This is a genomic window from Nocardioides silvaticus, assembly GCF_003160695.1.
In the GTDB taxonomy this organism is placed as follows: Bacteria; Actinomycetota; Actinomycetes; order Propionibacteriales; family Nocardioidaceae; genus Nocardioides; species Nocardioides silvaticus.
Genome location: NZ_QGDD01000005.1, coordinates 184,984 through 197,427, shown reverse-complemented (window position 1 = coordinate 197,427; position 12,444 = coordinate 184,984). Strand labels below are relative to the sequence as shown.

Below are 12,444 nucleotides of genomic sequence, written 5' to 3'. Positions count from 1 at the left end.
GCGCGGACGTGCGGCGTGTCCCGCGTCCCGTCCGCGGACCGATCCGGGGATTCGTCCTCGACGTTAAAGGCGCTTATGGTCCTGGGAGCCCCAAACAGGAGGAGCCCCATTGCTTCGCACTATCAGCACGATGTTCATCGCCCTGGTCGCGGCCCTGACGCTCGGCGTCTCGCCGGCCTCCGCCGACCGGCTGCCCCCTCTGATGCTCGGCCCCGGTGACGCCGGCGTGAGCGACATCGGTGGTCAGGCGATCATCCGCTACTCCAAGTTCGGGCCCGTCTACATCTCGGGCCAGCACAACCAGCACCTGACGGTGAAGTACGTCGAGAAGCTGCACTCGATCCGGTTCCGCGACACCCGCACCGGCTCGTTCAAGAAGGCGCTGCCGGACCGCTGCTTCAAGGAGAAGGTCAAGAAGGGCGTCTCGGCCGTCTGCAAGGTCCCGCCCCGGTTCCGCAAGGACGGCAAGCGGATGTTCATCCAGGTCTGGCCGCGTCTCGGCAACGACTACACCAACGGCAGCTCGCTGCCGAAGAAGTTCCGGATGTGGGTGCTGACCGACGCCGGCAACGACGTGACGATCCTCGGCCCCGGCGCCGACTTCGTGAACGGCGCGAAGGGCAACGACCGCATCACCGGTGGCGCCGGCAACGACTGGCTGCGCGGCGGCCCCGGTGGCGACAGCATCAACGGTGGCGCCGGCAAGGACCGCGTCGCGCACGGCTGATCGATCCTCCCGTACGACGCGCTCGTCGTACTCACTGCGAAGCCCGGGCCCACGGCCCGGGCTTCGTCGTTCCTGCGGATGATCCTCGGCCCGATCGTGCGACTTCGGGGCGCGGACGGGTCATCGTCCTTGCATGAGCACCTTCCCGTCCCTCCGTTCCGCACTGGTGACCGCAGCGATCGCGTCGTTCGCCCTGGTCGCCGTCCCGACCGCCCCTGAGGCGGCCGCCGCCGCTCCGCGGTGCGAGGGCAAGCGCGCGACCATCGTCGGGACCGCCGGTCGTGACACCCTCACCGGCACCAACGGCCGCGACGTGATCTGGGCCGGTGGCGGCGGCGACCGGATCTCCGCGCGCGGCGGCGACGACGTCATCTGTGCCGGACCCGGCTCGGACCGGGTGGACGCCGGCGGGGGGAAGGACCGGGTCTTCGGGGAGGGCGGCGAGGACGACCTCGACGGCGGCACCGGGGAGACCGACCTGGTGGACGGCGGCACCGGCGACGACGAGATCACCACCTCCAGCCAGCACTCCGTCCTGCAGGGTGAGGCGGGCGACGACCGACTCACCGCCACCGAGGAGGGCATCCTCCTCGAGGGCGGTGACGGCGACGACCGGCTGATCGCCCGTGCGGTCCGGGTGTCGCTGCTCGGCGGCGACGGCGACGACCTGATCGACGGCTTCTCCGGCCGGGACGCGGCCGTCGACGCCGGGGACGGCAACGACACCGTCAACCTGGCCGGTGGCAACGACGGCAGCGCCGACCGCCCGGTGCTCGGCGGCTCCGGCAACGACGTCGTCCGAGGGGAGGCCGGCACCGACTACGTCGACGCCGGCCCCGGCAGCGACGACGTCGACCTCGGCACGGGCACCGGCGGCTGGGCCCGCGGCGGGGCCGACGACGACACGCTGACGAGCGGCAGCACCAAGAACACCGAGCTGCACGGGGACGACGGCAACGACACCCTCACACTGGACGAGATCGGCTCGCGGGCGGACGGCGGCGCAGGCGCCGACCTGATCAACGGCAGCCTCTGGGACGACGAGCTCGACGGCGGCGCCGGCCCCGACGAGGTCCACGGCAGCGAGGGTGACGACAACCTCCTCGGCGGCAGCGGCGACGACGAGCTCTGGGGCGGGCTGGGCGTCGACGTCTGCTCCGGCGGCGAGGGCACCGACGTCTGCGACGGCGGCCCGCTGGGCACGCCCGAGCCGAGCCCCGAGGACCCGGACCTGTGCCGCTCCGACGTGGAGACCAAGCGCAACTGCCGAGCAGAGGCGTCCGACCTCGCCGGCACCGCCGACGGCACCCTCGAGCCCTCCGGCGGCATCATCGAGTCCTGGTCGGCGACGGTCGACCTCGAGGAGCTCGCCCCCGGTTACTACTGGCTCGGCGACGCCGACATCGCCTGGACCGTCTCCGGCACCTCCGACGAGGGCTGCGTCTACGACGGCAGCGCCTCGCTCGACGGGCGCGCCGAGGTCGCGGTCTTCGAGGACGAGGGCAACTACTCGATCACCCTCTGGAGCACGACGGCGGTGGCCGAGGTGGTCGTCGACTGCCCGAGCTCACCCCCGGAGACGATCCAGTACCGCGCCCTCAACACCAACATCGCGGAAGCGGACCGGCAGGCGCTGGGCGAGGTCCCGGTCACGAGGCTCCAGGGCTTCGAGAACTACGTCCCCCAGCACGCCCCCGAGGGCCACGTCTCCTGGAGCTGGGACCTCCACCGCGGCTGAGGGGCGTCTCGATGACCGACAGGCGTCTCGATACGGCCTCGGCTAGCGCCTCGGCCTACTCGACGACCAAAGGACGCCAAGCAGCCGCAAACCGTGACCGCTTCAACCGCGGTCCGGCAGCGTGTCGGAGCGAAGCGACGACACGCTCGGACAAATTCGGTGGAGCCTAGGGGACTCGAACCCCTAACCCCCTGCTTGCAAAGCAAGATCCCAGGTCGATTCATCACGGTGTTTTGAGCGTTGAAAGAGCAGGTCAGACGTGGTCGGTGGTGGTCAGCAATTGCCAACGCTTCCCCCACCAGTCCCCCACAGATACTGTTGGTGCCAAGACAGCAAGGGGTTAGGGAGGTCTCGGGATGGCAAGGCGTCGCGGCTTCGGCGAGGTCGAGCGTCGGGTGAGCAGGTCCGGCCAGGTCACCTACAGGGCCCGCTACGCAATGCCTGACGGAAACCGGCACTCCCGGACGCTCGCGACGAAGATGGACGCCGAAGCGTGGCTCTCGGCCGAGCGAGCGCTGATCGACCGTGACCAATGGACCTCGCCGAAGGCCCGGCAAGAGGCCGCGGAGCGGCGGCTTCGCGAGGCTGCGTCCAACACGTTGGCTGGGTTCGCCGAGCGGTACCTCGCCGAGCGCGGACTGCGTCCGAACACCGTCCGCGGCTACCGTGCGCTGCTCAAGTCCCAGATCCTCCCGTACTTCGGCGAGATGCCGCTGCACGAGGTGACGCTGCGGGAGATCAAGAGTTGGCGCACCTCGCACGACCCGACCAAGGCGTCGACCAACGCCGCTTCGTACCGCCTGCTCAGGTCGCTCCTCCAGGCGGCCGAGGAGGAGGAGCTCATCGACCGCGCTCCGCCCAAGATCCGCGGTGCCAGCAACGCCCCGGTCAAGAAGGTGGCGGTCCCGGCCACCCTTGATGAGCTTGCCGTGATAGTCGACGCGATGCCCGACCGGCTGAAGTTGCTGATCGTCCTCGCCGCTTTCGTCGGCCTGCGCGAGGGCGAACTGCTCGAGTTGCGCCGACACGACGTTGACGGCGTCACCGGCCGGATCGACGTCACCCGCAAGGTCGACAAGGACGCCAATCCTTCGGTCCGGGGCGCTTGTCCTAACTGCGGTCGTCCGATCAGCTCCCCGAAGACCGCGAAGGGAATCCGGACCGTCCACGTCCCACCGCCTTTCCTCTCGATGCTCCAGAAGCACCTGCTCGAGCACACCTCCGAAGGCCCGGCCGGGCTGCTGTTCCCCGGCGACCGCACCGACCACATGAGCGTCCGGTACTTGATGGACCGCTACCGTCCCGCACGCGAGACAGCTGGACGGCCGGACCTGACGATCCACCATCTGCGCCACACGGCACTCACCATTGCCGGTCAACACGGTGCGACTGGCGCCGAACTTCAGGCTCGCGCCGGTCACGCTTCGCAGGCGGCCATGGCGATCTACCAGCACGCCACGCTCGACCGCGATAAGGCTCTGGCCGAGCGCATAGGTGAGACATACGAAACCTGGCGCTCCTCTGGGGGCACGAAGTGAACGGTCGGTGCTCTGCCGAGTGACTGGGCCGGCGACCGCAAAGCGGTTTGACCGCCTCTTGCTAGAGGCCCAGCTGTCCTGCGACAGACCGACGCACGATGTGCTCCCGACGGTGATGTCGAGCCAGCCCATCGAAAGACTTGACCGCCGCAAGACTAGCGACGCTGTGGATCGACTCGTCCGCCCTGAAAGCGGTGCGGATCGCCCCCCATCGCAGCGAGCTGAACGAGTAGTTTCCGCGGGTCAGACCGGCCTTGCCGACCGCGTCCTTGACCACCGCATTGATGCCAGGTTGGCTCATCGGCTCGCCGACCGGGTTGAACCCGTGGAACCCCGTGAATGCCGGGCGCTCGGGATCGCCCATGCTGCGGGCCCTCAGGACGTCGACCCACTCCTCCCAGGCTACGACGGGGCAGCCGGGCATTCCTGGATCTCTTTTCACTACGGAGGGGTACGCGCGACCAGGCACCGTAAGCACCAGCCCCTCTGACGCCGTCTCAATATCGCCGATGGTGAGGCTCCGCGCTTCCTGACTGGTGAGCGCGGCGCCGTAACCGACGGCGAGCAGCGCGCGAGCGCGCAACTGCAATGCCGACGTCGACGCGTATCGAATGGCCGCCCGCAGGTCACCGGTCTGTCGCAACACAAGGAGCGCCTTGCGAATTGGCCCTCGGCCGCTCTTGTTCAGCGTTGCAAACACGCGATCGTTCGGGCGCGCTCCCTGATCGCGCCATCGGCCGACCGCAGCCACCGGGCACAGTTCCCCATTGACCGCCTGAACGGATACTGCCCGGACAGCTCGAACCTTGCCCGACATCGAGTCGGGCGGCGGACAGCTGACGGTCATCGAGCCACGCCGCAACGAGATGTCGCGCCAACGGAGGCGGATCAGACCGGCAGTCCCGCACCGAACGTGGTGCTGAAGCAGGACCGCCGCGATCGCGGCCTGCTGGTCGGCGTCCGGTGCCATCACCGCCTGGATGGTGGCATCGACCAACTCCCTGTAGAGCGGCTCGGAGACAGGCTGTGCCGCTCGCAGCGGATCCTCCCTGGCGAGCCCGCGCATGAACTCACGGACATCTCTCAACCTCCGGAACGGTTCCTCCCCACGTAGGACCCGTGCCAGGTCGATGTGCTCGAGTCGACCGCTCACCTGACGAGTGGTGAGGCCCTCCTCCTCACCCAGGTAGGTGAGGAACAAGACGAGTCCACTGGCGTCCGCGGGCAGCTGCATGACTCCGAGAAACCGCTGCCATTGGCCGAAGCACTTCTCGGCGCGCGCCGCTCTTGCCTCGCTGACCCCGTTCCTGACAGTCCGGATCGTCTCGACGCTCATAGACCGACCTTGCCTGCCGCCGATCCTCGGAAGGGGTCCGCGCGACGTATGTACTTGGAGAGTGATTCCAGAGTGACGTGTCTACTCTGTGCGGCGATCTTCTCCAGCGGAATCTCTAGGTCCGCGCAGGTTGAGATGAATCCAGCCCGCAATGATCGGCCGCCCCAGTGCCCCTGCAGTCCTGCGTCCTGCGCGCGCCTCCGCACGACCTTGGTGAGCGCTTCTGGGGACAGGGGCTGTGTACCGATCCTGCCGGCGCGAGTCACTCCCGGAAACACCGGCCACTTGGGGTCCACATCTCCAAGTTGCTGTTGGACGCGGCCATGCCACTCGGCGAGGGCCGTCACCGGGCAGGTCAGCGGGTTCCGGCCGTACGGGATGCCGACCTTCGCGCCGTGGCGGCCTTCTTGGTCTGTCTTCGTGCGGCGGAGGTGGATAACAAGCCCTTCGCCGTCTCGGGGGACGACGTCTTCCCAGCGCAGATCGACGACTTCGCCCCTGCGATGAGCCCCTGCCCAGCCGACAAGCAACAGCGCCTTGTCGCGAAGGTCGATCGTGCGGCCTTGTGCAAGGAGTCGCATCGCATCGGCGAAGGACGCCTTCTTCCCTTCGCCCGCGAGTGCATCCAGGCGGGTCCGCTTGATCCGGCCGATCTCCCGCACCCCAAGCCGCTTCTGGGTTGCCTGTTGCCCCTCGACCGTTGTGAACACCGCTCCGTCGTCGTCGGCTGTCGCCGATAGATCCCGCCAAGCCGCCATAGCAACGACGGGGCAAGCCGCATGGTCATCAGCTCGAGCCACTGCGCGAACGACGACCGGCGACTTGCTGGTGCGCTCGACCGGCAGCAAAGTCACGGTGACCGCGTTCCGATCGATCTGGACCTCGGACCAGTTGAGCATTCGCATCCGGTTCACGATGGCCCCAGCTTCGATCACTCCCAGGACTGCCCGATCTCGTACCTCGCGAACGTCACGAGACCGAGCATCGAGGGTGCGAATGACCTCGCGCAGACCATTGATCCGCAGCGCGGAGATCTGCATCGGCTTCTCCCTCGGCGGAATCTGCCTGCTCAGACCACGAAGGAACATCCGCATTGCCGGATCGTCCGTGGGGGATGCGAGTCCCGCCTCCTCGTGAATCCGCCTGATGGCCGCCGCCCAGCCGCGCAGAGTGTTGAGAGAAGCACCGTTCGCGTTACCTGCCGCGGCGAGGTACAGCATCAGCGTCTCGGCCGGCGCTGGGAGCGCGGTGAAGCCGTTCTCCCCGCACCATGCTTCGAACTTTCGCCAGCGACGAGCGTAGGCAGAGCGGGTCTTCTCCGTCACCGCTTGCACATGAATCTGGGCGGTGCGCAGGAGTAGCGCTTCGAACTCGTCCGCGGGCTGCGCTACCTCGTCCGGGTCGAGGAAGGCCCGGACTCGTGCCGTCCTCATCCGATCTGCGAGGTCGGCCCGGGCGTCCTTATCTGTCATCACTGCAGTCTCAAGCGGGCTGATTGCTCCAGCAAGGGTGCAGAGCGACACGGTTAACGAGACGATCGTCGCCGGCGCGCTCGATCTTTCGCAACGGTTGTGACAGCCGGGGGTAGCGGCTGGCCGATCGGGTCGACGCGCTCGCCGTTCGACGTGCGAGACAGCGAACAATGACGGGTAAGGTCGCCGCGCCGTGCGCCATCGAGGTGCGTGGCCGGCGGAGTGACCCGTCGGACGCGCGTGCGGGGTGGGCACGTCACCTCTGTCCACCCCGCACGGATCGCGTGCCGGGGTCAGCCCTTGCCGAGAGTCGTTCCGGCCTGCGATTTGGCAGACTTCGACGATCCGTTTGAAGCCAGCGTCTTGCCAGCCTTCGAGAGTGCGGACTTGCTGGGCTTGCCACTGCTCTTCGCCATGGTGCTCACCTCCCCTCACATCGTCTGCACCGAGAGATGCCAAGAGCCTCCGACAAGCGCCACGACGGGTTGGTGGCGAACGGCGCCGAAGGACCAGCTATCCCGGGCGCGTGCTGCAGTCTTCGTCGCGTCCACCGGCCCTTGATCATCGCCGGTGGGACCTGACGGCGCGGTGAAGTTCGGCGTCGGTCTGGCAGCGGCAGCCGGCGCGCGGGTTCCGATGCAGCGTCATGTCGCCGTACGGGCCGAAGAGCGCGTCGTACTGGACGTAGTTAGGTCGAGCGGCGATTCCGCCGCGGATGAGGGCGCCGACGACGAGCGCGGCGGCCTGCTGTGCGACGAACGCGGCGGACGGGTTGAAACTCTCGTTCTCGCCAGTGAGGCCGAACGCCTTCCCGAGGCCGCAGATGTCCTTTCCGACGTGCCTCTCCAGGATCGCGCGGTCCTCGGGAGTCATGTCGCCGAGGGCGGCGAGCTGCTCGGCGGTGAAATTGTCGGTGCCTCGGGCCAGGAGGTCGCGCGGGAGACCGGTGCGCTCAGCGAGGACATCGATGACCGTAGGCCCCTGGTTGGGACGATGCGGGTAGTAGCAGCGCAGGCACGGTCCGGCCCAGGTCGCTTCGGAGAGGCTGAGCATCGTTCCGGTGGCGCCGCCAGTGCTGCCGTCCAGAGTGTGGGTGGCGTGGATGGCGGCGATCTCGTGGCGGGCGTCGATGCTGTCGACGGCGCCGAGGACGGTGGTCGGCATGGGCTGGGTGCCGGCGTCGACCGCCTGGATGTAGTCGCGGGCGGTCCCGACGAACGGTTCGACGTTTACGCCGGGAAGCTGGTCGCGGACCAGGTGCACCTTGGGCGTCTTTTCTGCGGCGGTGACCCGGTCGCCGAGACTGTAGGTGGTGACGTTCGGATTGTCGTAGGTCTCGGGATCGACGACGGTGAGGGCTCCGGTGGCGTTCAGCTCGCGGAAGATGAGGGCGATGGCGGTGCCGATTGCGCCGCCGCCGATTAGGGCCGTCGCGTGCAGCGGCTTCAGGGGCCGGACGGTGGCGTCGGGTTCGCTCAGGGTGATGGGGCAGAAGTCGATGGGCCGGGCAGGTCCGTGCCGGTCGGGGCGGACGCCAACGACGACCTTGAACACCTCGGCGGTGAGCATCGCGCCGGCCAGGACGCCGCCGAGCCCGGTGCCGGGCTGCTGGAGCGGAGTGAACTTGATGCCGGCGGGTCGCAGCCGGGCGCCGTGGCCGTCGGCGACGCCGCTAACGTGCGCCGAGGTGGACCTCGTCCCGATGTGGACGTGGAACGTGGTGGTCTCGGGGCGGGTCAACGCCAGCGACCAGTCGGCGTCGATGCCGGCGGAGAGCTGATGCAGCTCGGCGACCAGGTCCGGGTCGAGGTGCCCGTCTCCGCCGTTCGGGTCGAGGTGGAGTCGGAGGGGGAGCCGACGCAGGTTCCCGATCAGGACCCGCAGGGTCGTTGCGACCGCCGGGGCGGTCGGATCGGCAGTGACGAGGACGGTGCTGTTCTCCAGCCGGGTCGCGAGGTCGGCCTCGTCGGTACCAGAGCTGCCGGCCGCGAGGCGCAGCGGGCGGCTGTAGTTGGTGGCGTCAGTGCTCACGGACACCGTCCGCGTCGAAGGTGATGACCATGGTGGTGTGTGTCGTGATGGTGGCGGGCTCGATGGGCTGCCAGTCGCCGTCCTCGAAGGTCCACCAACCCCAGGTGGCCGGGTCCGTGGCCGGAGTCGCGAAGTTCGGAATGACCGAGGCGATGAAACCGGGCACCCGGATGTTCCCGGTCTTGTCGGTGTGCGACAGGAATGCCTTATGCCTGTGGGAGTGCAGCTGGGCGCGAAGCTGAAGACTGTTGTCCTCGGCGTAGGAGAACAGCGGGTTCAGCGCGGCGGAGGAGAACACCAGGAGTTGGGGGTGCCGGTCGATGCCGGCGGTCCCGGCGAGCGCAACGACGGTGACCGTTGGGTCATCGGGCGGCGTGAGGAGGAGTGCGCCGGTCTCTACGCCGAGGGCGCCGTACCGGGCGGCGTCGCCGACGAGGACGTCGACGGCGTCAGCTCCGAGGCGAAGGATGGTCATGATGCGCGTGCTCCTCGAACTCGGTTGATGTCGTCGATGACGTTTTCGGTGACGTACAGGAACGGGTTCCCGTCCGACCGCCATGCGGTTACGCCGGCGGCCCACTCGCCGTGCAGAGCCTGGCCCTCGGCGGTGAACGGCTTGCAGATGTCGTTCGGTGCCCGGTAGCCGTTCGCAGCCGGCCACGCACTGGCGAAGTTGGTTGGACCGCCGACCTCGGTCGCGAAAAGCAGCGACGGCGGCCGGTCGGGGTAGACGGACCAGAACACCCGAGCGATGAAGGGGTCGGTGCCCGGCGCGGACGGCTGGATCACCGCCCAGTAGAGCCCGGGCCGGTCGACCGGTGCGTTCGGGTCGTCGGGGTCCGCCACCCGATGGACGAGGTGGCCACCGGCGGCCTCGAGCGCGGCGGCCACCACTGCGGCGTCACGCTCGAGGCGCAGCTGGCTCTCGTAGTCCACCTCAGCTGCCCGAGATCGTCTCGGTCCGGAGGGACAGCTTGACCGAGTGCGAGTGCCCCGGACCGTCCTCGGCGATCGCGCCGACGGTCGTACTCGGGTCCTGCTCGTCGCCGTTCGCGACGAAGAAGTACCTGGTGGTTCCATCGGACTCGATGTTGAAGAAGGCCAGCACGGCCGCGAGCACCGTGGCGAGCGGGGTGGCCGAGGTGAACTTCTCGTTGAACTGCTTCGTGGCGGCCGCGAAAGTCGCGTGGACGACGACGTCGTCCTCGGTCCGGGGCTTCTCTGCCTGGACGTTCATTAGGGTCTCCTTGAGTTGACCATCGTGTTGAGGTGGATCAAGAACAAGTCCGTCTCATCGATTTCACTGTACACAATGAAACGGTAGAGCCGCCCAAGTCTCGTGTCAACTCGTGCGTCGGTCACCGCGTGTCCAGGCGCGGCGCGGGACACTCCCGGGGTGGAACTGAATCTGGCCGGGGCGATGCCGCTCGCTGGTGGCGCGTTCCTGACCGGCCAGGACCCAGACCAGCTCGTCCTCGACGCGACCGCTCTCACGTTCGCGTGCCCGCTCGACCTGGCCGGCATCGTCGCGTGGGCTCACTGGGCAGCTTCCGGTGCGCTCCCGGTGACGCTGATGATGCCGACCGACCAGGCAATGGCGTCCTACCTGCAGCGGATGGACGTCCTGCGGCACCTGCCGTCCCGTCCCCGGATCATCGGCCGCGTCCCACCCGACACCCGGTCTGACCAGTCCGGATCCCTCCTTGAGGTCACCGCCTTGAACCCCAGCAACGTTGATGACCTCGCCGAGCGCCTCGGGCCGCTCGTCATGGGCTTCTACGGCGAAGACAGCGAAGCGGGCGCCGCCGTGCTACGAGCCTGCGGCGAACTCATCGGGAACGCCACCGAACACGGCCCCAGTGAACGTGGTGCGTTCATGGCGGCCCAACTTCACACTGGCACCACCACCGACGGCCCAAGACTCGAGTTCGCGGTCTGCGACACCGGCATGGGCATCATGGAACACCTACGACGAAACCCGAAGTACGCGTTCTACACCCAGGACAAGCACGCGATCGCCAGAGCCACGAGGGCCGGAGTTACAGGCGTCACCGGCGTGCCCGACGACAAACGTGGCAACGGACTCTACGACGTCATCAAAGACACCAGAAGGGTCGGAGAAGTGTCCCTTCGGATCCGATCAGGCAAGGGCGAGGTCCGCATCCACGGCGCCACAAACAGCCAGCGACAGACCCTCCATGACCGCCCAGATCAAACCGCAGGCACATGGGCGTGGCTCACCCATCGGGTGAACACGACCAGCAAGACTGTGGTTCAATCGAGAGAATGAAACCGGAGAAGATATGAACAACGCGACCACCTTTTCCGTCGTTCAGCTCGGCAAGTACCCAGCCACACGGCCACTAGGACAAGAGGGCCGAGCAAGACTCGACGACCTTCTCGAAGGACACACGAACCTCGCCCTGACCATCGACTTCACCGGAGTCGAGGTCATGAACATCAGCTTCGCCGACGAGTTCCTCGGCAAGTTCCTCACCTCACACGACTTCTCAACCACCGGCACCACCGTTCGAGTGACCGGCCTCAACGCAGACAACCGCTACTCAATCCTCGTCTGCGTCGAACGCCGTAAGATCGCCGTCACAGTCCTCGAGGAGGACGGAACCTTGACGCTCCTCGGCGACCCCATCCTTGTCGCCACTTTCGACGCCGCCAAAGAACTCCGCGAGTTCAAGGCCAGCGACATCGGCGACAAACTCCACCTCAAGGCCCCCAACGCCAACAACAGACTGAAGCGCCTCGCGGACGCCGGGGCGCTTCACAAGTCACAAGTCAGCGGATCCGCGCGCGGCGGCAAAGAGTTCGTATACAAGATCGTCGATGGGCCCTCCTCGAACGCTAGGACCCTTTCGCCAGCCTGATCTGCTTGCCATCTCTGCTTGCCGGAGGCGCGCAGCCTGCGGTCCACCTGCTTCTGGGCGCTGTGTGTCCCCACGCCGGGTCGCCGTATCACCTGGATACACCAGCTGCTCAGCCCCGCACCTCGTCTTGCCACGAGAGTGCACCCTGGGGGCGCTCGCCGACGAAGCTCGTCGACCGCGTGGGCGAGGCCTGGACGTGGCCATCTCGGTCATGACTGCTCGGATGTCGGTGCCCTCGACCAGCAGGAGCGTGGCGGCGGCGCGACGGCATCGTGGAGGCGTACGTCGTGTATCACCAGTCGTTCGCTGAAGGGACCGGCCGCATCATCGCCTCGAGGTCGTCGGTCTTGATGCGGATTGTCTTGCCGCATCGGTAGGCGCGAAGCTCGCCGGCGGCGATCTTGCGGCGGATGGTCTTGGCGGACAGGCTCACCCAGAGCGCGGCGCCGGTGACGCTCAGCCACCGCGGGCGCTGGTCGGTCGGCCCGGTGGTCGCGGCCACGTCACTCACCGGCCTTAAGGAAGCGGCGGAGCTCGGCGACGGTGGTGTAGAGGCGGCCGTTGCCGTTGAACCTCCACCAGCGCGGGCCGCGCTTGAGGCGGCGCCACTCGCGGACGGTGCGCTGCGGCGTACGGATGAACGCGCAGAACTCCTCGAACAGCAGGATGTGGTTGTCGTCCCAGTCGTCTGGGACGCCGAGCGGTTTGATCGTCATGGTC

At 67.7% G+C, this 12,444-nt stretch carries 13 protein-coding genes and 1 tRNA gene; 5 read left to right on the top strand and 9 right to left on the bottom strand.

The genetic code is table 11. From position 1 onward, the window contains the following. Nucleotides 1–130 precede the first annotated feature (130 nt). The gene (locus DJ010_RS12750; protein ID WP_109694250.1) at nucleotides 131–727 is read left to right on the top strand and encodes a calcium-binding protein; all 597 of its coding nucleotides are present in this window, start codon (nucleotides 131–133) and stop codon (nucleotides 725–727) included. A 133-nt stretch (nucleotides 728–860) separates the two neighbouring features. After that, a complete protein-coding gene (locus DJ010_RS12745; protein WP_109694248.1) occupies nucleotides 861–2,465 on the top strand; it encodes a calcium-binding protein in 1,605 nt (534 codons plus the stop codon). A 160-nt stretch (nucleotides 2,466–2,625) separates the two neighbouring features. On the opposite strand, the gene DJ010_RS22105 is transcribed toward DJ010_RS12745, so the two are convergent. Beyond that, nucleotides 2,626–2,686, bottom strand: a tRNA-OTHER gene (locus DJ010_RS22105). 135 nt (nucleotides 2,687–2,821) lie between these two features. On the opposite strand from DJ010_RS22105, the gene DJ010_RS12740 reads away from it, so the two are divergent. Then, nucleotides 2,822–4,003, top strand: a complete 1,182-nt coding sequence (locus DJ010_RS12740) for a tyrosine-type recombinase/integrase (protein ID WP_109694246.1) — start codon at nucleotides 2,822–2,824, stop codon at nucleotides 4,001–4,003. Nucleotides 4,004–4,064: 61 nt separating this feature from the next. On the opposite strand, the gene DJ010_RS12735 is transcribed toward DJ010_RS12740, so the two are convergent. From DJ010_RS12735 to DJ010_RS12710, 6 genes are all read right to left on the bottom strand, one after another. Further along, nucleotides 4,065–5,339 (bottom strand): site-specific integrase, encoded by a 1,275-nt coding sequence (locus DJ010_RS12735; RefSeq protein WP_109694244.1) that lies wholly within the window; start codon nucleotides 5,337–5,339, stop codon nucleotides 4,065–4,067. After that, the gene (locus tag DJ010_RS12730; protein ID WP_146207338.1) at nucleotides 5,336–6,811 is read right to left on the bottom strand and encodes a tyrosine-type recombinase/integrase; all 1,476 of its coding nucleotides are present in this window, start codon (nucleotides 6,809–6,811) and stop codon (nucleotides 5,336–5,338) included. The genes DJ010_RS12735 and DJ010_RS12730 overlap by 4 nt, the downstream gene beginning before the upstream one ends. Nucleotides 6,812–7,372: 561 nt before the next feature. Then, nucleotides 7,373–8,842, bottom strand: a complete 1,470-nt coding sequence (locus DJ010_RS12725) for a ThiF family adenylyltransferase (RefSeq protein ID WP_109694239.1) — start codon at nucleotides 8,840–8,842, stop codon at nucleotides 7,373–7,375. Beyond that, on the bottom strand, nucleotides 8,832–9,317 hold the full coding sequence (locus DJ010_RS12720) for a hypothetical protein (protein ID WP_109694237.1): 486 nt from the start codon (nucleotides 9,315–9,317) through the stop codon (nucleotides 8,832–8,834). The genes DJ010_RS12725 and DJ010_RS12720 overlap by 11 nt, the downstream gene beginning before the upstream one ends. Then, entirely contained in the window at nucleotides 9,314–9,778 is a 465-nt protein-coding gene (locus DJ010_RS12715; RefSeq protein WP_109694235.1) for a hypothetical protein, read from the bottom strand. The genes DJ010_RS12720 and DJ010_RS12715 overlap by 4 nt, the downstream gene beginning before the upstream one ends. A 1-nt stretch (nucleotide 9,779) precedes the next feature. Further along, nucleotides 9,780–10,079 carry a hypothetical protein gene (locus DJ010_RS12710; protein WP_109694233.1) on the bottom strand — a complete coding sequence of 100 codons (300 nt, stop codon included), beginning with the start codon at nucleotides 10,077–10,079 and terminating at the stop codon, nucleotides 9,780–9,782. Nucleotides 10,080–10,238: 159 nt separating this feature from the next. Between DJ010_RS12710 and DJ010_RS12705 the strand changes: the two genes are divergently transcribed. Together DJ010_RS12705 and DJ010_RS12700 are read left to right on the top strand one after the other, a co-directional pair. Further along, nucleotides 10,239–11,132: a hypothetical protein gene (locus DJ010_RS12705; RefSeq protein ID WP_146207337.1), complete on the top strand. Its 894-nt coding sequence runs from the start codon at nucleotides 10,239–10,241 to the stop codon at nucleotides 11,130–11,132. Nucleotides 11,133–11,145: 13 nt separating this feature from the next. Continuing rightward, nucleotides 11,146–11,724, top strand: a complete 579-nt coding sequence (locus tag DJ010_RS12700) for an STAS-like domain-containing protein (RefSeq protein WP_109694229.1) — start codon at nucleotides 11,146–11,148, stop codon at nucleotides 11,722–11,724. A gap of 292 nt (nucleotides 11,725–12,016) precedes the next feature. Here DJ010_RS12700 and DJ010_RS12695 read toward each other — a convergent pair whose 3' ends face one another. After that, a complete protein-coding gene (locus DJ010_RS12695) occupies nucleotides 12,017–12,235 on the bottom strand; it encodes a helix-turn-helix domain-containing protein (RefSeq protein ID WP_211318772.1) in 219 nt (72 codons plus the stop codon). Next, nucleotides 12,228–12,440, bottom strand: coding sequence for a DNA-binding protein (locus DJ010_RS12690; RefSeq protein ID WP_109694227.1), 213 nt, complete (start codon nucleotides 12,438–12,440; stop codon nucleotides 12,228–12,230). The genes DJ010_RS12695 and DJ010_RS12690 overlap by 8 nt, the downstream gene beginning before the upstream one ends. Between the last annotated feature and the right edge of the window lie 4 nt (nucleotides 12,441–12,444).